The sequence below is a fragment of the Bradyrhizobium sp. genome (assembly GCF_016219575.1).
Taxonomy (GTDB): Bacteria; Pseudomonadota; Alphaproteobacteria; order Rhizobiales; family Xanthobacteraceae; genus Bradyrhizobium.
On the sequence record NZ_JACRMG010000009.1, the window covers coordinates 179,824 to 195,881 of the forward strand.

Below are 16,058 nucleotides of genomic sequence, written 5' to 3' on the forward strand. Positions count from 1 at the left end.
GGGCACGACTCGTCTCCTCCTGGGGGAGAGGTCTTTTACCAGAAGAAATGTAGGAAGGTTTTTGGCATACCAAATACCAGTGTGTCAAGTTGCCTCTGTTTTCCGCGAAATGGCACGCTAAGCTGACTTGACAAGTTTCCTTCTGGCATACCAAATACCATAAAATAGCCCGAGCCAAGAGGAAGCCCAGATGTCACATGCCAAGGAAGCCACCGCCAGAGTGCTCCAGGAGGACCCCCCGATGTCCAACAAAGATGCCGTCCGCAAAGTGCTTGATGCGGTTAAAGCCGAGAAACGCACCAGCCTGACTGCGCCTGAGGGCAAGCTGGTTTGCGATGCCTACGGCATCCCGGTTCCGAAGGAGGGCGTGGCAAAGTCGGCGGCGGAAGCCGGCAAGCTGGCCGGCGGCATGGGTTTCCCGGTCGTGATGAAGATCGTCTCGCCGGACATCCTCCACAAGACCGAGGCCGGCGGCGTGGTGGTCGGCGTGAAGACTGCCGAGGACGCCCAGAAGACCTACGACACCATCTTGGCCAATGCGAAGAAGTACAAGGCCGACGCCAAAATCGAGGGCGTCCAGGTGCAGCAGATGCTGGCCGGCGGCACCGAAGTCATCGTCGGCTCCATCACCGACGGCTCGTTCGGCAAGCTGGTCGCCTTTGGGCTCGGCGGCGTGCTGGTCGAAGTGCTGAAGGACATCACCTTCCGCCTTGCGCCAGCCACCAAGGCAGACGCGCTGTCGATGCTCGACGGCATCCAGGCCCATGACATGCTCAAGGGCGTCCGCGGCGGCGATCCGGTGAATCGCGACGCGCTTGCCGACGTCATCGTCAAGGTCTCGCAACTCGTCAGCGATTTCCCCGAGATCGTCGAGCTCGACCTCAACCCGGTATTTGCCACCAAGAAGGACGCGATTGCCGCCGACGTGCGCATCGTCGTCGACTTCGACTACAAGCCGCGCCCGGCGCCGCGTCCGACCGAAGAAATCGTGACGGCCATGAAGCGCATCATGCAGCCGAAGGCCGTCGCCGTGATCGGCGCGTCCGCCGAGGACGGCAAGATCGGCAACTCCGTGATGAAGAACCTGATCAACGGCGGCTACAAGGGCGAGATCTACCCGATCCATCCGAAGGCTGCCGACATCCTGGGCTACAAGGCCTACAAGAGCGTCAAGGACGTGCCCGGTGTGATCGACACCGCGGTGTTTGCCATCCCCGCGAAGTTCGTCGCGGGTGCCCTGGTGGAATGCGGCGAGAAGAAAATTCCCGGCGCGGTCCTGATTCCGTCGGGCTTCGCCGAAGCCGGCGCCCCCGAATTGCAGGCCGAGATCGTTGAGGTCGGCAAGAAGTACAATGTTCGCCTGATGGGCCCGAACATCTACGGCTTCTATTATACATGGTCGAATCTCTGCGCCACGTTTTGCACCGCCTATGACGTCAAGGGCCATGCGGCGCTGTCGTCGCAGTCGGGCGGCATCGGCATGGCAATCATCGGCTTCTCGCGTTCGGCCAAGATGGGCGTCTCCGCCATCGTCGGCCTTGGCAACAAGTCCGACATCGACGAGGACGATCTGCTCGCCTTCTTCGAGCAGGATCCCAACACCAACCTGATCGCGCAGCACTGCGAAGATCTCAAGGACGGCCGAGCCTTTGCGGAGGCTGCCAAACGCGTCGCCAAGAAGAAGCCGGTAATCGTGCTGAAGGCAGGCCGCACCTCGGCCGGTGCAAAGGCCGCGTCCTCGCATACCGGCGCGCTTGCCGGCAACGACAAGATCTACGAGGACGTGTTCAAGCAGTCCGGCGTGATCCGCGCCCGCTCACTCCGGCAATTGCTGGAGTTCGCGCGCGGCGTGCCGGTGCTGCCGACGCCGAAGGGCGAGAACGTGCTGATCATCACCGGCGCCGGCGGCTCGGGCGTGCTGCTGTCGGACTCCTGCGTGGACAACGGCCTGTCGCTGATGTCGATGCCGCCGGATCTCGATGCGGCGTTCCGCAAGTTCATCCCTCCGTTCGGCGCGGCCGGCAATCCCGTCGACATCACCGGCGGCGAACCGCCGATCACCTATGTCAACACCGTGAAGCTCGGCCTGTCCGACGATCGCATCCATTCGCTGATCCTCGGCTACTGGCACACCATCGTCACCCCGCCGATGGTGTTCGCCCGCAACATGGTCGAGGTGAAGAAGGAGATGGAAGCCAAGGGCTTCGTGAAGCCGATCGTGGCTTCGCTGGCCGGCGACGTCGAGGTCGAGGAAGCCGCCGAATATCTCTACCAGAACGGCATCCCGGCCTACGCCTATTCGACCGAACTGCCGGTCGAGGTGCTCGGTGCCAAGTACAAGTGGGCGCGCGGCGCGGGCCTGCTGTGACGCGACTACACCTCGCCCCGTTTGCGGGGAGAGGCATAGGCCGCCTCCGGCGGCCGTTCTTCAAGAATGCCGAAGCGAAGCTCGGCTATGTCGCATCGGAGATGCGATCCGGGTGAGGGGGCTCTCCGCGCACTCACGTCTGTCGAATTTGTGGAGACGGCCCCTCACCCCGACCCTCTCCCCGTAAGGAACGGGGAGAGGGAGAAGGGGAGAGACGTGATCCGACGCAAGGCGACCAGCGCGAAAGAGACGGACGAGCCTGACGTCAGGGATGGCGGCGTCCAGTCGGTCGATCGTGCGCTCTCGATTCTCGAGACGCTGGCCGAGGACGATGAGGGTTATCGCCTGAGCGACCTTGCGGTGCGCACGGGCCTGTCTACCTCGACGGCACACCGCCTGCTGGCGACGCTGGAGAAGCGCCGCTTTGTGCAGTTCGACCGCAGCGAATCGAAATGGCACATCGGCGCGCACAGCTTTTCGGTCGGTGCTACCTTTGCCCGCCGGCGCAATTTTGCGGCGCAGGCGCTGCCGTATCTGCGCAAGCTGCGCGACCAGACCCGTGAGACCGCCAATCTCGCCGTGGTCGACGACGAATCCATCATCGTGCTGATCCGCGCCGAAAGCCGCGAGATCATGCGCTCGCTGACCAAAGTAGGGGGCAGGGTGGCGATGGTCGCCTCCGGCGTCGGCAAGGCAGTGCTTGCGACCTATGCCGACGCAGACGTCAACGCCATCATCCGGCATCACGGCATGCCGCGGCTGACGGAAAAATCAATCGTTCGGCCTTCCGACCTGTTCCGCGAGCTCGAGAATGTCCGCAAGCAGGGCTACGCGGTCGATGACGAGGAAGCCTGCATGGGCCTGCGCTGCATTGCCGCCGTGGTCTACAGCGATTGCAGCGAGCCGCTGGCGGCGATTTCGGTCTCCGGCATGACCAGTCGGGTTACCGACGGCCGGCTGCCGTTGCTCGGGCGCCTCGTGCGCGACGTCGCCACTGAGCTGACGCTGGCGCTGGGTGGCGTATTGCCGGCGACAAAGACCGCCTAACCCGGGCCGGCTCCGCCTGCCGTGGGTTGCTGCCCATCAGCACCTGCAAGGCGCGACACCATCTTGCCACCACGATTCAGTCACAAGCTGCGCCGATAGCTGCTCGCAACCGGTCGCGGACCGGCCTAGCCTTGCGGCCGCCTGGCCGGATCAACCGGCCGGCACACGCATGGGAGGATGTGATGACACGCCAAGTGCGCGATCCCGGGTCGATGATCTCACGACGAACACTGGTCCAAGGCCTGGCAATCGCCGGTGCTGCGGTTGCCGGCGCTGGAAGCGCGCTGGCGCAGAACGGTCAGGTGGCTCCGCCGTCCACTGTGACCACCCCGCCGCGCGATTTCAGTCCGCGCGGCGCCCCGACCACCTATTTCTGGGATCCGGATATCATCGCGGTCGATCCGTCGTTCAATAACCTTGCGCAGCCCAACGCCGCGATCAAACGTCTTTATACCGGGCTGTTGTGGGCCGAAGGCCCAGCCTGGAGTGCGCAGGGCCGCTATTTGCTTTGGAGCGACATTCCGAACAACCGCCAGATGCGATGGTCGGAGGACGACGGCCATGTCAGCGTCTTTCGCACGCCGTCCAACAATTCCAACGGCAACTCATTCGATTTCCAGGGCCGTCAGCTCTCCTGCGAACACCTGACGCGCCGCGTGGTGCGCTATGAACATGACGGCACCGCAACGGTGCTCGCCGATTCCTACAACGGCAAGCGCCTCAACTCGCCCAACGACGTCGCCGCCCATCCCGATGGCAGCTACTGGTTCACCGACCCTCCCTATGGCGGGCAGCTCTATGAGGGTGAGCCGGACGTCGCGGGAGGGCCGAGCAACGCGGGCGGCAAGCTCAATCCGAGGATCGGTCAGCCCGCCGGCTTCGTGCCGGGCAAGCGCGAACTGCCGACGAATTGTTATCGCATCGATCCGTCCGGCCGCGTCGATCTCGTCGTGACCGAGGAGCAGGTGCCCGATCCGAACGGCCTTTGCTTCTCGCCGGACTACAAGAGGCTGTACGTTGCCTCCACCGGCAAGGGGCCGGGCGATACCGGTCCGGGCGGCAAGGGCGAGATGTTCGCGTTCGATGTTGGCACCGACAACAAGCTCACCAACCACCGGCGGTTCAGCGACTTCATGGTCGACGGCGTGAAATGCGGTCCGGACGGCGTGCGTTGCGACGTCAACGGCAATGTCTGGTGCTCGAGCAATGCCGGCCGCGCCGTCGGCTATAGCGGCGTGACGGTTTGGTCGCCGGACGGCAAGCTGATCGGCCGCATACGCCTTCCGGAAGTATGCGGCAACATCTGCTTCGGCGGTCCCAAGCGCAACCGGCTGTTCATGGCTGCGAGCCAATCGCTCTATGCCGTGTACACGGCAACGCAGGGCGCGGGGCCGGGCTGAAACGTTCAGCTCTGGTTGGATGAAACGAAGGAAGCGCCGGCATGAACTGCCGGCGCCCTCGAGTCAGAGATTTGAAATCTGCAGCAGCTTGCGATCGCCGATCCAGGTTTTCGCAAGGTCAGCCTCGGCCTTGCGGGCCGCGACCTTGTCGCCGCGCGCCTTGTGCAGTTCCGCCAACCCGTAATAGGACCAGCCGTTGGCCGGCGCCTTGCGCAGCGCCAGCTCGAATTGCTGCTTCGCCTCGCCATGGCGGCCGGCCTGCAGCAGCGCTGCGGCAAGCGACTGCCGGATCGGGTAGTACCAATAGGGCGGCTCGGTATACGCAAGCTTGTCCTGCAGCGCCGCCGCTTCCTCGAAACGAGTGATGGCGGTGCGCTTGTCGCCTTTGCCCTGGGCGACGCGCGCCATGATCACCGTCCGCGCGATGCGAAGCACCTCCTGCGCCGGAATGCCGGAATCCTTCAGCAGCTTGAAGTCCGAACTGACTTCGAGCTTTTCGATCGCATCGGCCGCGGCCGTTGCGCCCGCAAAGTCGCCCTTCGCCGCCAGCGCCGTGCCGCGCGCATAGAGCCAGAGCGCCTTGACGTAGGGGATGGCATCGCCGGGATCGGGCAGCGCCAGGATCGCCTCGGGCGAGCTGAACTGCGCATGCGCGAAGTACGGCGCCGCCTTGACCGGTTGCACCATCGCGATGCCGCGGGCGGCTTCGTCCGGAATGAGCTTGCCGAGCTTTTCCGCTGCAGCGATCACGGTCGGCCCGTCGCCGGCCATTTGCGCCGAGGCCATCACGAAGTGCACGTTGTGCGGATAATAGCCCATCCGGTAGACGCCCATCGGCGCCTTGGTGTCGTCGAGATACTTCTCGTCGACCTTGACCGCAATCTTGTTGTCCTCCAGCGCGTCGAGATAGCGGCCGACGCGATAATAGATATGGCTCGGCATGTGCACGAGATGGCCGGCGCCGGGGATCGCGTTGCGCAAGCGGTCGGCATAGGGCTCGGCCCGCCGGGGCCGGTCGGACGCCTCGACGGCATGGATGTAGAAGTGGATGGCGCCGGGATGGTTCGGGTTGCGTGCGAGCACGCGCTCCAGCGTCGGCACGATCGGCACGCTCTGCGGGTTGGGCTCGCGGCCGCCCGGCTTCCAGTAGTCCCAGGGGCTGAGATCCATCACCGCCTCCGCGTAGAGCGTGGCGATCTCGTTGTCGGCGGGAAATTGCTTTGCGGCCTTGGCCATTCCGGCGGCATAGGCCTTGTCGAGCGGCGGACGCTCCGCCTTGGGATCGCTGCTGTAGCGCGCAGCGACAGCGTCGATCAGCGCCTGCTCGCGCGGGTTGGCCTTGCCGGCAAGCGACTTTGCCTTCTGCGCAGCGGCATAAGCGGGGGCGATGGCATTTTCCTGCATCGGAAGATTGATGTTGGGCCCGAGCACGTAGGCCTCGCCCCAGAAGCACATCGCGCAGTCTGGATCGAGCTTCTGTGCCTTGCGGAAAGCGCGCTGCGCCTCGTCATGGTTGAAGGCGTAGGCCAGCCGCAGGCCCTGATTGAAATAGGCCTGGGCCTGATCGTTCGCGGTCGTAATCTTGTAGGTGATGGAGCCGAGACCGCCCCACAGCGGCGGCTCGGTGCTGGCGAAATCCGGCGCGGAAGTGGCGGCACTCATCTCGGCGCGCGGCACTTCGGTCTGCGCCAGGCGAACCATCATCATGCGCGGCGGGCCGCTCGCTGCCGACGAGCCGCAGAGTGGAATGGCGGGATCAGCGAGCGATATTTCCGCCGCTGCGGTTGCGCCTGCATCGGCGAGGGTTACGATGTTGCTCGCCAGCAGCGCCGCCAACGCGGTGCCTGCGAGTGCTGCAGCTCCAGCCGAAGCAAGCAGCGAGTGCGTGGATGTGGTCATGTCGTGCTCCCAACATTTGTGCGCGATCCACCCACAACTGTCGTGGCACGTCTTTCTTGCCACAAGTGGATCTCATCCGCACCGAGTTCGTGCTGCCGAATATGGCGCAGCGCGACTTCCCCGGCTTGGAACCGGCGTCCAGAGAACCTCCAGAAAATCTTGATTTATGGCCATCTCGTGCGCGGCGACGACGACGGTTGATACGCGATCCAACCAGAGAATTCGCATCTGGACAGCGGCGGCCTTTTTGGCTGATATGCGGTCAAATGACGCAGGCCACGTCAGCCGCGTACCGCCGGGAGAAAGCCCAATGATTGCACTGCACAAGCGCCTGTTTGGCGCCGCCATCGCCTTCACCCTTGCAGCCATCGGCCCCGCTTTCGCGCAGCCGCTCGAGCTGAAGCTGATGGCGCCGGCAGCCCCGGGCGGCGGCTGGGATCAGACGGCGCGATCGATGCAGCAGGCCCTTGTCGCCGCAAAGATTGCGCGCAGCGTCCAGGTCACCAATGTTCCGGGCGCCGGCGGCAGCGTCGGAATCGCGCAATTCGTCAACAGCGCCAAGGGCGACGGCAACCAGCTGATGGTGAACGGCTTCGTCATGGTTGGCGCGCTCGCCATGAACAAGTCGCCGGTGACGCTCGATCAGGTGACGCCGATCGCGCGCCTCACCGAGGAGATCCAGGTGATCGTCGTGCCGGCGAGCTCGCCGATCAAGACGGCGCAGGATCTGGCCGCAGCCGTCAAGGCCGACATCGCCAAGGTCACGTTTGCCGGCGGCTCGGCCGGCGGTGTCGACCATGTGATGGCGGCACTGTTCGCAGGCGCAGTCGGCGCCGACGCAAAGAAGGTCAACTACATCCCGTTTTCCGGAGGCGGCGAGTCGCTGGCGGCGATCCTCGGCGCAAAGGTCACTGCGGGCATTTCGGGACTGAGCGAATATGAAGGGCAGATCAAGTCCGGCAAGTTGCGCGCGATCGGCGTGACGTCGGAAAATCGGCTGCCCGGCGTCGACATTCCGACCTTCAAGGAGCAGGGCGTCGATCTCGTGCTCGCCAATTGGCGTTCGGTGGTCGCGCCTCCGGGCATCACGGCCGAGCAGCGCAAGACGCTGGGCGATGCCGTCGAGAAGATGGTCAAGTCCGACGCCTGGAAGGATATCCTCAAGCAGAAAGGCTGGGCGGACGCCTATCTCGGCGGCGACGCGTTCGCGGATTTCCTGAAGAAGGAGAATGCCCGAGTCACCGATGTGCTGAAGTCCGTCGGCCTCGTCAAATCATGACGGACAGCCCGTCCCGCGCCACTCCGCCTGCGGCCTCGCCGAGCGTCGATCGCGCCGGCCTCGTCATCGCATTCCTGCTCGCGGCGCTTGCCGCCGTGCTCGTCTGGGATGCAAGCCGGCTGCCGGCCGGCGCGATGTACGGGGTGGGGCCCGGGGCGATGCCGATCGTCGTCGCCGTCGGTCTCGGGCTCCTCGCGATCGGCAATTTGATCGATGCGCTGCGCGGCGGCCTGCCGCCGCGCGAGAGTACCGATCCCAAACCGGTGTTGCTGATTCTCGCCGGACTTGCCCTCCTGATCGCCATCATCGCTTTTGGCGGCGGCTTTATCCTCGCAACGTCGGCGCTGTTCGTCGCGACGTCGGCCGCATTCGGGCGGCGCGCGATTCTCAAGGACGCGGCGATCGCGATCGTTCTGACCACCCTGATCTATCTCGCCTTCGACAAGCTGCTGACGTTGAGCCTTCCCGCCGGGCCGCTGGAGCGACTGCTGTGATCGAGACGTTTGCCGCACTCGCGCATGGCATGGCAGTGGCGCTGCAGCCCATGAACCTGTTGTACGCGCTGATCGGCGTGTTCCTCGGCACGGCGGTCGGCGTGTTGCCCGGCATTGGACCCGCGCTGACCGTGGCGTTGCTGCTGCCGGTGACCTACAAGCTCGATCCCGGCGGCTCGCTCATCATGTTCGCCGGCATCTACTACGGCGGCATGTACGGCGGGTCGACCACCGCGATCCTGATCAATACGCCGGGCGAGAGCGCCTCGATGGCGACCGCGCTCGAGGGCAACAAGATGGCCAAGGCCGGTCGCGGCGGTCCTGCGCTGGCAACTGCGGCCATCGGCTCGTTCGTGGCGGGCACCATCGCCACTATCGGCCTTGCTTTCCTGGCACCCTGGCTGGTCGACGTCGCGGTGAAATTCGGGCCCGAGGATTACTTCGCCCTGATGTGCGTGGCGTTCATCACGGTGTCGGCCACCTTCGGCGACTCGCCGATCCGCGGACTGACCAGTCTCTTCATTGGGCTGACGCTCGGTCTTGTCGGCATCGACAAGCTCACCGGCCAGGCCCGGCTCGCGTTTGGCATCCCCGAACTGCTCGACGGTGTCGAAGTGACGACGCTCGCCGTTGGCCTGTTCGCGGTGGGAGAGGCGCTCTATGTCGCCTCGCGCCGCCATCACACCGAGGAAAAGCTCGAGCCGGTGCGCGGCTCGCTGTGGATGACCAAGGAAGACTGGAAGCGGTCATGGAAAGCATGGCTGCGCGGCACGATGTTCGGCTTTCCGATCGGCGCGCTTCCAGCCGGCGGCGCCGAGATTCCGACCTTCCTCGCCTATTCCACCGAGAAGCGGCTGACCAAGCATCCCGAGGAATTCGGCAAGGGCGCCATCGAAGGCGTGGCCGGACCGGAAGCCGCCAACAACGCCTCCGCTGCCGGCACGCTGGTTCCCTTGCTCACGCTCGGCCTTCCGACATCGGCAACGGCTGCGATGATGCTGGCGGGCTTCCAGCAATATGGCCTCAATCCCGGGCCGCTGCTGTTTGCGGAGCGGCCCGACCTGGTGTGGGGCCTGATCGCAAGCCTGTTCATCGCCAACGCCATGCTGCTCGTGCTCAATCTGCCGCTGGTGGGCCTGTGGGTGCGTTTGCTGGCGATCCCGCAGCCATGGCTCTATGCGGGTATTCTCGTGTTCGCGACCATGGGCACGATTGCCGCAAAGCCGTCGGTGGTCGAACTGTCGATGCTGGCGGGCTTCGGGGTGCTGGGCTTCCTGATGCGCCGCTATGATTTCCCCATCGCGCCTGTTGTCGTCGGCCTGATCCTCGGGCCCATCGCCGAGAGCCAGCTTCGCCGCGCGTTGGCGATCAGCCTCGGCGATCCCATGACGCTACTGCAAAGCCCAATCTCGGCAACGCTGCTCGCCATCGCCCTGATCGCGCTGGTGGCGCCGTTCGTGCTGAAGGGGCTGGGCCGGTTCAAGGCGAACGAGGACTAGTGTGATCGCGCCCCACTTTTTCCAGGGCCTAATCGTTTGACGTGGCGCAGGAATTCCCGCGGCGTCCCACCCTGCGGGAAATAAAGACGCTCTCATTGAGATCGTGCCGCGCCGCCGCGATGATCCTCGCATCGAACACGTTCAAGCGAGGCGCGAAATGGCGAAGATGCGGGCTGTCGATGCTGCCGTGCGCATTCTGGAGAAGGAGGGCGTCTCGATCGCCTTCGGCGTTCCCGGTGCGGCGATCAATCCGCTCTATTCCGCGCTGAAGGCGAGGGGCAGCATCAACCATATCCTGGCACGCCATGTCGAGGGCGCCTCGCACATGGCGGAGGGCTATACGCGCGCCAAGGCCGGCAATATCGGCGTCTGTATCGGCACCTCGGGGCCGGCGGGCACCGACATGATCACCGGGCTCTATTCGGCGATCGCCGATTCCATTCCGATCCTCTGCATCACCGGACAGGCACCGCGGGCGCGGCTCTACAAGGAGGATTTTCAGGCCATCGACATCGAGTCGATCGCCAAGCCCGTCACCAAATGGGCGGTCACCGTGCGCGAGCCCGGTCTGGTGCCGCGCGTGTTCAGCCAGGCCTTTCACATCATGCGCTCGGGCCGGCCGGGGCCGGTGCTGATCGACTTGCCGCTCGACGTGCAGCTCGCCGAGATCGAGTTCGACGACATCATCTATGCGCCGCTGCCGGTCTACAAGCCGGCCGCGACGCGCAAGCAGGTCGAGAAGGCGCTGGAGATGCTCAACGCCGCCGAACGGCCGCTGATCGTCGCGGGCGGCGGCGTCATCAACGCTGATGCCTCGGATCTGCTCGTCAGTTTTGCCGAGACCGTCAACGTGCCTGTCGTGCCGACGTTGATGGGGTGGGGCGCCATCCCCGATGATCATCCGCTGATGGCGGGCATGGTGGGGCTGCAGACCAGCCACCGCTATGGCAACGCCACCATGCTGCAGTCCGACTTCGTGCTCGGCATCGGCAACCGCTGGGCCAACCGCCATACCGGCTCGATCGAGACCTACACCAAGGGCCGCAAGTTCGTGCACGTCGACATCGAGCCGACGCAGATCGGGCGCGTCTTCAATCCCGATCTCGGTATCGTCTCCGATGCGAAGGCGGCGCTGGAATTGTTCGTCAGCGTCGCGAAGGAATGGCGCAAGGCGGGCAAACTGAAAGAGCGGCAGGCATGGCCGGCGGCGTGCCAGGACCGCAAGCGCTCGATGCTGCGCCGGAGCAATTTCGACGACATCCCGATCAAGCCGCAGCGCGTCTATGCCGAGATGACCAAGGCGTTTTCCCGCAACACCTGCTTTGTCAGCGTGATCGGGCTGTCGCAGATCGCAGGCGCCCAGTTCCTCGGCGTCTATCACCCGCGCAACTGGATCAATGCGGGGCAGGCCGGGCCGCTCGGCTGGACGCTGCCGGCCGCGCTCGGCGTGCGTGCCGCCGATCCGGATCGGGAGATCGTCGCGCTGTCAGGCGATTACGACTTCCAGTTCCTGATCGAGGAGCTCGCGGTCGGCGCGCAGTTCAAGCTGCCCTACATCCACGTCGTCGTGAACAATTCCTATCTCGGCCTGATCCGTCAGGCGCAGCGCGGCTTCGATATGGACTATCACGTCCAGCTCTCCTTCGAGAACATCAACGCACCGGAGCTCGGCGTGTACGGCGTCGATCATGTCGCCGTCGCCGAAGGACTGGGCTGCAAGGCGATCCGCGTTACCGATCCGCATCAGGCGCAGGCGGCGTTTGCCACCGCGCGGCAATGGATGAAGGAATACCGGGTGCCCGTGGTGGTCGAGTTCATCCTCGAGCGCGTCACCAACATCGCGATGGGCACCGAGATCGACAATATCGTCGAGTCCGAGGAGATCCTCGACCTGCCGCTCGACGAAGTGCCGGTCAGCCGCACTGAGACGCTGCAGCCGGCCTGAGGCCAGCGCACCATCCGACCTGCAACGCGAGGGAATTTGCCGTGCCCAGATTTGCCGCCAATCTCACCATGCTGTTCGGTGAAATGCCCTTCATCGACCGCTTCGCCGCCGCGCGCGCTGCAGGTTTTCGCGGCGTCGAATATCTCTTTCCCTATGATTTCGACGAGGCGGAGTTGCGGGAGCAGCTCGCCCAGCATGGCCTGACGCAGGTGCTGCACAATCTGCCGGCGGGCAACTGGGCGGCGGGCGAACGCGGCATTGCGATCCTGCCCGACCGGGTGAACGAGTTCCGCGACGGCGTGCACCGCGCCATCGACTACGCCAGGGCGCTCGATTGCAAGCAGCTCAATTGCCTGGCCGGCATCGCGCCTGCCGATGCCGACTTGTTCGAGCTCAACGAGGTGCTGGTCGGAAACCTGCGCTACGCCGCGGAAGCGCTGTCGAGGGAGGGGATCAGGCTGCTGATCGAGCCGATCAACACCATCGATATTCCCGGCTTCTTCCTCAACCGCACCGAACAGGCGGCGCAGATCGTCGCCGACGTCGGCTCGCACAATCTCTTCATCCAGTACGACATCTATCACATGCAGATCATGGAGGGTGACATCGCGCGCACCCTGCAGAAGCATCTCGCGCGCATCGCCCATGTTCAGCTCGCCGACAACCCCGGCCGCAACGAGCCGGGCACCGGCGAGATCAACTATCCCTTTCTGTTCCGGCATCTCGATGCGATCGGCTATCGCGGCTGGGTGGGATGCGAATACAAGCCGCGCACCACGACAGTCGACGGACTCGGCTGGCATGCAGCGCAGATCTTCGAGACCTGAGGATACAAACATGATGAAAATCGGTTTCATCGGCCTCGGCACCATGGGGCGCCCGATGGCTGGCCATCTCCAGGCTGGGCAGCACAAGCTGTTCCTGCACGACGTCGCGCCGCTGCCGCAGGAGCTGATCGACGGTGGCGGCGTCGCCTGCAAATCCGGCAGGCAGGTCGCGCAGGAGTCTGACGCCGTTATCGTGATGGTGCCGGATACGCCGCATGTCGAGGCCGTGCTGTTCGGCGCCGATGGCGTTGCCGCGGGGCTGTCGAAGGGCAAGATCGTCGTCGACATGAGCTCGATCTCGCCGCTCGCGACCAAGGAGTTCGCCAGGAAGATCGAGGGGCTCGGCGCCGACTACCTGGACGCGCCGGTCTCCGGCGGCGAGGTGGGCGCCAAGGCCGCAAGCCTCACCATCATGGTCGGCGGTCCGGAGCGCACCTTCGCCGCCATGAAGCCGGTGTTCGACAAGATGGGCAAGAACGTCACCCATGTCGGCGGCAATGGCGACGGCCAGACCACCAAGGTGGCCAACCAGATCATCGTGGCCTTGACCATCCAGGCGGTCGGCGAAGCCCTGCTGTTCGCCTCGCGCGCCGGCGCCGATCCCGCGCTGGTGCGGCAGGCGCTGATGGGCGGCTTTGCGTCCTCGCGTATTCTCGAGGTGCACGGCGAGCGCATGATCAAGCGCAATTTTGCGCCCGGCTTCCGCATCGAGCTGCACCAGAAGGATCTCAATCTCGCGCTGGAAGGCGCGCGCAGCCTCGGGCTGTCGTTGCCGAACACGGCGCTGGCGCAGCAGATGTTCGCATCCTGTGCCGCCCATGGCGGCAGCGCCTGGGATCATTCCGCGCTGGTGCGCGCGCTAGAGATGATGGCGAACCACGAAGTCGCGAAAGCCTAGTGCTCCCTGGGAAGCGGAAACCTTGTGTTTCCGCTGACTCCCCCGCGGAGCCTGGCTCCGCGGGGATTTTCCCGGGGCGCGGCGCCAGTATTGTTCCGAGGATGGCGAGACTTCGCGATTCGTCTGAAGAGTTCCGGGTCGAGGGAACCGGAACATCATGTTCCTCCAGCGGTTGAGACACATCTTTCAACCACTGGAGGACATGATGAACAAACGTCTCGCTGTTTCGCTGATTGCGGCCTCTCTGCTCGCATCCGGCTCCGCGTTCGCGCAATCCACCACCGTGCAGGGCGCGCAGGAAGGTGCGCGGGCCGGTAGTGAGGTCGGCGGCCCGATCGGCGGGGTCGTCGGCGGCACCGTCGGTGCCGCCGTTGGCGCTGCCGTCGAAATTCCCAATGCCGTGATTACCGCGATTCCGAGGGGCGAGCGGTCGGTTGTGGTGCAGGAGCGCGTCGTGGTCGGCGAATCGCTGCCGCCGAGCGTGGAACTGCGCGTCGTGCCGAACCACGCCGAATATCGTTATGCCGTGGTCAACGATCGCCGCGTGATCGTGGAGCCCCGTACGCGCAAGGTGATCCGCGTCATCGACTGACCGACCGGATGTGCGTGAGGCCAAGTCCCTGCGGAGCGTGTCTCCGCGGGGATTTTTCCTACGAGGCCTGCGTGCGATAGCGGCTGATGAGCCAATCGAGCGTCGCTGCCATGGCGAGGCCGGCGCAGGCGGCCAGCGCGTCGACGATAAAATCCGACAGCCGGGCATGCCGGCCCGGCGCCAAGAATTGCAGGGCCTCCATTGCGCCGGTCACGATGACCGCCACCGTTGCGGTGAGCAGACGATTGCGCCGGTAGGCAAGCCCGAAGGCGAGCCCGACCAGGATGAAGGCAAGCGCGTGCTCGCCGCTCTGGCCGAGATCGGCATGCGGGCGGTAGCGCGGGGGTCCAAGCGTCGCAAGAGTGACGGCGGCGGCGAGGCCCCAGGCGATCAGGCGAAGAAGCATTGTCATGCGAGAGGCATAACACGGATAGGGGACAAGTATTCCGCAGATGCGAGATGCCCGGCGTATTTGGTTAATGCCGCTTCTTTCGGCAAGGCCCGGCTACAGCGGCTGCCGCACGCCAAGCCCGTGCATGAAACGCTCCCTGATCTGAACCGGATCGCGGCGGGTGGTTCCGGTTCCCGGCTTGTCGTCGATGCGCACGCCGATCAGCATCGGCCCGTCCGTGACGAGCGATTGCGCGATCAGGCGCTCAAAATCATCCTCATCCGCGGCCCAGCTGCTGTTTGAAAGGCCGCTGGCGACGGCCACCGCGATGAGATCGGTCAACCCCGCACCCGGCGTCGGCTGCGAGCCGGTGATCTGGTAGATGCCGTTGTCCATCACCACCATGGTGAGATTTTTCGGCGCCAGAGTCGCGATGGTCGCCAGACAGCCGAGCTGCATCAGCAGCGAGCCGTCGCCCTCCAGCGCGATCACGCGCCGCTTCGGCTGCGCCAGCGCCACCCCGAGCGCGATCGGGAAGGCCAGCCCCATGCTGCCGAGCATGTAGAAATTCTGCGGACGGTGACCGGCGGCCCAGAGATCGAAATTGGTGTTGCCGATGCCGCCGACGACGGCTTCCTCGTTCTTCAGCCTGGCAACCAAACGCGAAGTCAGATCGAATCGGTTCATCACTTTGGTGTTGCGGACAGGGCTCGTACTCATGGGCGCGCTCACTTGTCGAAGGTCTTGCCGCCGGTCAGCAGCGGCGACAGGATCAGCGCCACCGGCGCCTGTGTGGTGATGGCCTGCTTGATCGAGCGGTCGGCAATGAACTCGAACTCGTCGAGGCGGGTGCAGGTGTGGTGCTCCATCGCCAGCGAATCCAGCACCGGGCGCATGGTGCGGCAGACCAGCGACTGGCCGAGGTTGAACTCACCGAGCGTGCCGCGTTCGGAAACGAACATGATCAACGGAATCTGCGAGGGGACGACGAGGGAAGCCAGCACGTTGGCGAGCGTGGCAAAACCCGATGTCTGCATCAGCATCGCGCCGCGCATGCCGCCCATCCAGGCGCCGGAGAGGATGCCGACCGCCTCTTCCTCGCGCGCGGTGGCGAAGACGTTGAAGAAGGGATCGGCGTGCAGGTTCCTGATCAGCGGCGTCAGCACCCGGTCCGGCACATAGGGCACTAGTCTTATGTCGTTGCGCTTGAGCGTCTGCAGCACGATCTCGTGCCAGCTCTGCGCAGTCTCCGCGGCCGCCATCAACGTCTCCCTTGTCTTGCGACGATCTTCCTCTAGCGACTGCCTCGCGGTCGTCTGCGCGGCCGAACTTGACGCGCCCGGCAAGATTGTCAACATGCTGCGATCGTAAGCGGCGCATGCGATAATGTGAGATGGCGCGCTTGCGACGATGTGGGAA

14 protein-coding genes are annotated in these 16,058 nt (G+C 64.8%); 10 read left to right on the forward strand and 4 right to left on the reverse strand.

What is annotated here, in order from left to right; all coding sequences use genetic code 11:
• Positions 1 to 241: 241 nt before the first annotated feature.
• The 3 genes from HZB49_RS05875 to HZB49_RS05885 all read left to right on the forward strand — a co-directional run bounded on the left by HZB49_RS05875 (position 242) and on the right by HZB49_RS05885 (position 4,815).
• Complete coding sequence (locus tag HZB49_RS05875) at positions 242 to 2,368, forward strand: acetate--CoA ligase family protein (RefSeq protein WP_291609568.1); 2,127 nt, start codon at positions 242 to 244, stop codon at positions 2,366 to 2,368.
• A gap of 216 nt (positions 2,369 to 2,584) precedes the next feature.
• On the forward strand, positions 2,585 to 3,415 hold the full coding sequence (locus tag HZB49_RS05880; RefSeq protein WP_291609569.1) for an IclR family transcriptional regulator C-terminal domain-containing protein: 831 nt from the start codon (positions 2,585 to 2,587) through the stop codon (positions 3,413 to 3,415).
• Positions 3,416 to 3,597: 182 nt separating this feature from the next.
• Positions 3,598 to 4,815, forward strand: coding sequence for an SMP-30/gluconolactonase/LRE family protein (locus tag HZB49_RS05885; protein WP_291609570.1), 1,218 nt, complete (start codon positions 3,598 to 3,600; stop codon positions 4,813 to 4,815).
• A gap of 63 nt (positions 4,816 to 4,878) precedes the next feature.
• Here the strand turns inward: HZB49_RS05885 and HZB49_RS05890 are convergent, their stop codons facing one another.
• Entirely contained in the window at positions 4,879 to 6,714 is a 1,836-nt protein-coding gene (locus tag HZB49_RS05890; RefSeq protein WP_291609571.1) for a tetratricopeptide repeat protein, read from the reverse strand.
• A 310-nt stretch (positions 6,715 to 7,024) separates the two neighbouring features.
• Between HZB49_RS05890 and HZB49_RS05895 the strand changes: the two genes are divergently transcribed.
• The 7 genes from HZB49_RS05895 (at position 7,025) to HZB49_RS05925 (ending at position 14,248) form a co-directional block, all read left to right on the forward strand.
• Positions 7,025 to 7,993, forward strand: a complete 969-nt coding sequence (locus HZB49_RS05895) for a tripartite tricarboxylate transporter substrate-binding protein (protein WP_291609572.1) — start codon at positions 7,025 to 7,027, stop codon at positions 7,991 to 7,993.
• Entirely contained in the window at positions 7,990 to 8,487 is a 498-nt protein-coding gene (locus HZB49_RS05900) for a tripartite tricarboxylate transporter TctB family protein (RefSeq protein WP_291609573.1), read from the forward strand. The genes HZB49_RS05895 and HZB49_RS05900 overlap by 4 nt, the downstream gene beginning before the upstream one ends.
• Positions 8,488 to 8,516: 29 nt before the next feature.
• Complete coding sequence (locus tag HZB49_RS05905) at positions 8,517 to 9,986, forward strand: tripartite tricarboxylate transporter permease (protein ID WP_291611105.1); 1,470 nt, start codon at positions 8,517 to 8,519, stop codon at positions 9,984 to 9,986.
• Between the two features lie 157 nt (positions 9,987 to 10,143).
• A complete protein-coding gene (gene gcl / locus HZB49_RS05910; protein WP_291609574.1) occupies positions 10,144 to 11,931 on the forward strand; it encodes a glyoxylate carboligase in 1,788 nt (595 codons plus the stop codon).
• Between the two features lie 41 nt (positions 11,932 to 11,972).
• The gene (gene hyi / locus HZB49_RS05915) at positions 11,973 to 12,758 is read left to right on the forward strand and encodes a hydroxypyruvate isomerase (protein WP_291609575.1); all 786 of its coding nucleotides are present in this window, start codon (positions 11,973 to 11,975) and stop codon (positions 12,756 to 12,758) included.
• 10 nt (positions 12,759 to 12,768) lie between these two features.
• The gene (locus tag HZB49_RS05920; RefSeq protein ID WP_291609576.1) at positions 12,769 to 13,656 is read left to right on the forward strand and encodes a 2-hydroxy-3-oxopropionate reductase; all 888 of its coding nucleotides are present in this window, start codon (positions 12,769 to 12,771) and stop codon (positions 13,654 to 13,656) included.
• 205 nt (positions 13,657 to 13,861) lie between these two features.
• The gene (locus tag HZB49_RS05925) at positions 13,862 to 14,248 is read left to right on the forward strand and encodes a DUF1236 domain-containing protein (RefSeq protein WP_291609577.1); all 387 of its coding nucleotides are present in this window, start codon (positions 13,862 to 13,864) and stop codon (positions 14,246 to 14,248) included.
• A 58-nt stretch (positions 14,249 to 14,306) separates the two neighbouring features.
• Here the strand turns inward: HZB49_RS05925 and HZB49_RS05930 are convergent, their stop codons facing one another.
• The 3 genes from HZB49_RS05930 to HZB49_RS05940 all read right to left on the reverse strand — a co-directional run bounded on the left by HZB49_RS05930 (position 14,307) and on the right by HZB49_RS05940 (position 15,901).
• Positions 14,307 to 14,660 (reverse strand): VanZ family protein, encoded by a 354-nt coding sequence (locus HZB49_RS05930; protein WP_291609578.1) that lies wholly within the window; start codon positions 14,658 to 14,660, stop codon positions 14,307 to 14,309.
• A gap of 93 nt (positions 14,661 to 14,753) precedes the next feature.
• On the reverse strand, positions 14,754 to 15,359 hold the full coding sequence (locus tag HZB49_RS05935; RefSeq protein WP_291609579.1) for a thiamine pyrophosphate-dependent enzyme: 606 nt from the start codon (positions 15,357 to 15,359) through the stop codon (positions 14,754 to 14,756).
• Positions 15,360 to 15,367: 8 nt separating this feature from the next.
• The gene (locus tag HZB49_RS05940) at positions 15,368 to 15,901 is read right to left on the reverse strand and encodes a thiamine pyrophosphate-binding protein (protein ID WP_291609580.1); all 534 of its coding nucleotides are present in this window, start codon (positions 15,899 to 15,901) and stop codon (positions 15,368 to 15,370) included.
• Positions 15,902 to 16,058: the final 157 nt, after the last annotated feature.

Excerpts from the sequence above, each read along its gene's own strand:
- HZB49_RS05900 (WP_291609573.1), top strand. The coding sequence starts at position 7,990 with ATGACGGACAGCCCGTCCCGCGCCACTCCGCCTGCGGCCTCGCCGAGC.
- HZB49_RS05890 (WP_291609571.1), bottom strand. The coding sequence starts at position 6,714 with ATGACCACATCCACGCACTCGCTGCTTGCTTCGGCTGGAGCTGCAGCA.
- HZB49_RS05920 (WP_291609576.1), top strand. The coding sequence starts at position 12,769 with ATGATGAAAATCGGTTTCATCGGCCTCGGCACCATGGGGCGCCCGATG.
- HZB49_RS05885 (WP_291609570.1), top strand. The coding sequence starts at position 3,598 with ATGACACGCCAAGTGCGCGATCCCGGGTCGATGATCTCACGACGAACA.
- HZB49_RS05925 (WP_291609577.1), top strand. The coding sequence starts at position 13,862 with ATGAACAAACGTCTCGCTGTTTCGCTGATTGCGGCCTCTCTGCTCGCA.
- HZB49_RS05935 (WP_291609579.1), bottom strand. The coding sequence starts at position 15,359 with ATGAGTACGAGCCCTGTCCGCAACACCAAAGTGATGAACCGATTCGAT.
- HZB49_RS05875 (WP_291609568.1), top strand. The coding sequence starts at position 242 with ATGTCCAACAAAGATGCCGTCCGCAAAGTGCTTGATGCGGTTAAAGCC.
- HZB49_RS05930 (WP_291609578.1), bottom strand. The coding sequence starts at position 14,660 with ATGACAATGCTTCTTCGCCTGATCGCCTGGGGCCTCGCCGCCGCCGTC.
- HZB49_RS05905 (WP_291611105.1), top strand. The coding sequence starts at position 8,517 with ATGGCAGTGGCGCTGCAGCCCATGAACCTGTTGTACGCGCTGATCGGC.
- HZB49_RS05940 (WP_291609580.1), bottom strand. The coding sequence starts at position 15,901 with ATGGCGGCCGCGGAGACTGCGCAGAGCTGGCACGAGATCGTGCTGCAG.
- HZB49_RS05895 (WP_291609572.1), top strand. The coding sequence starts at position 7,025 with ATGATTGCACTGCACAAGCGCCTGTTTGGCGCCGCCATCGCCTTCACC.
- gcl (WP_291609574.1), top strand. The coding sequence starts at position 10,144 with ATGGCGAAGATGCGGGCTGTCGATGCTGCCGTGCGCATTCTGGAGAAG.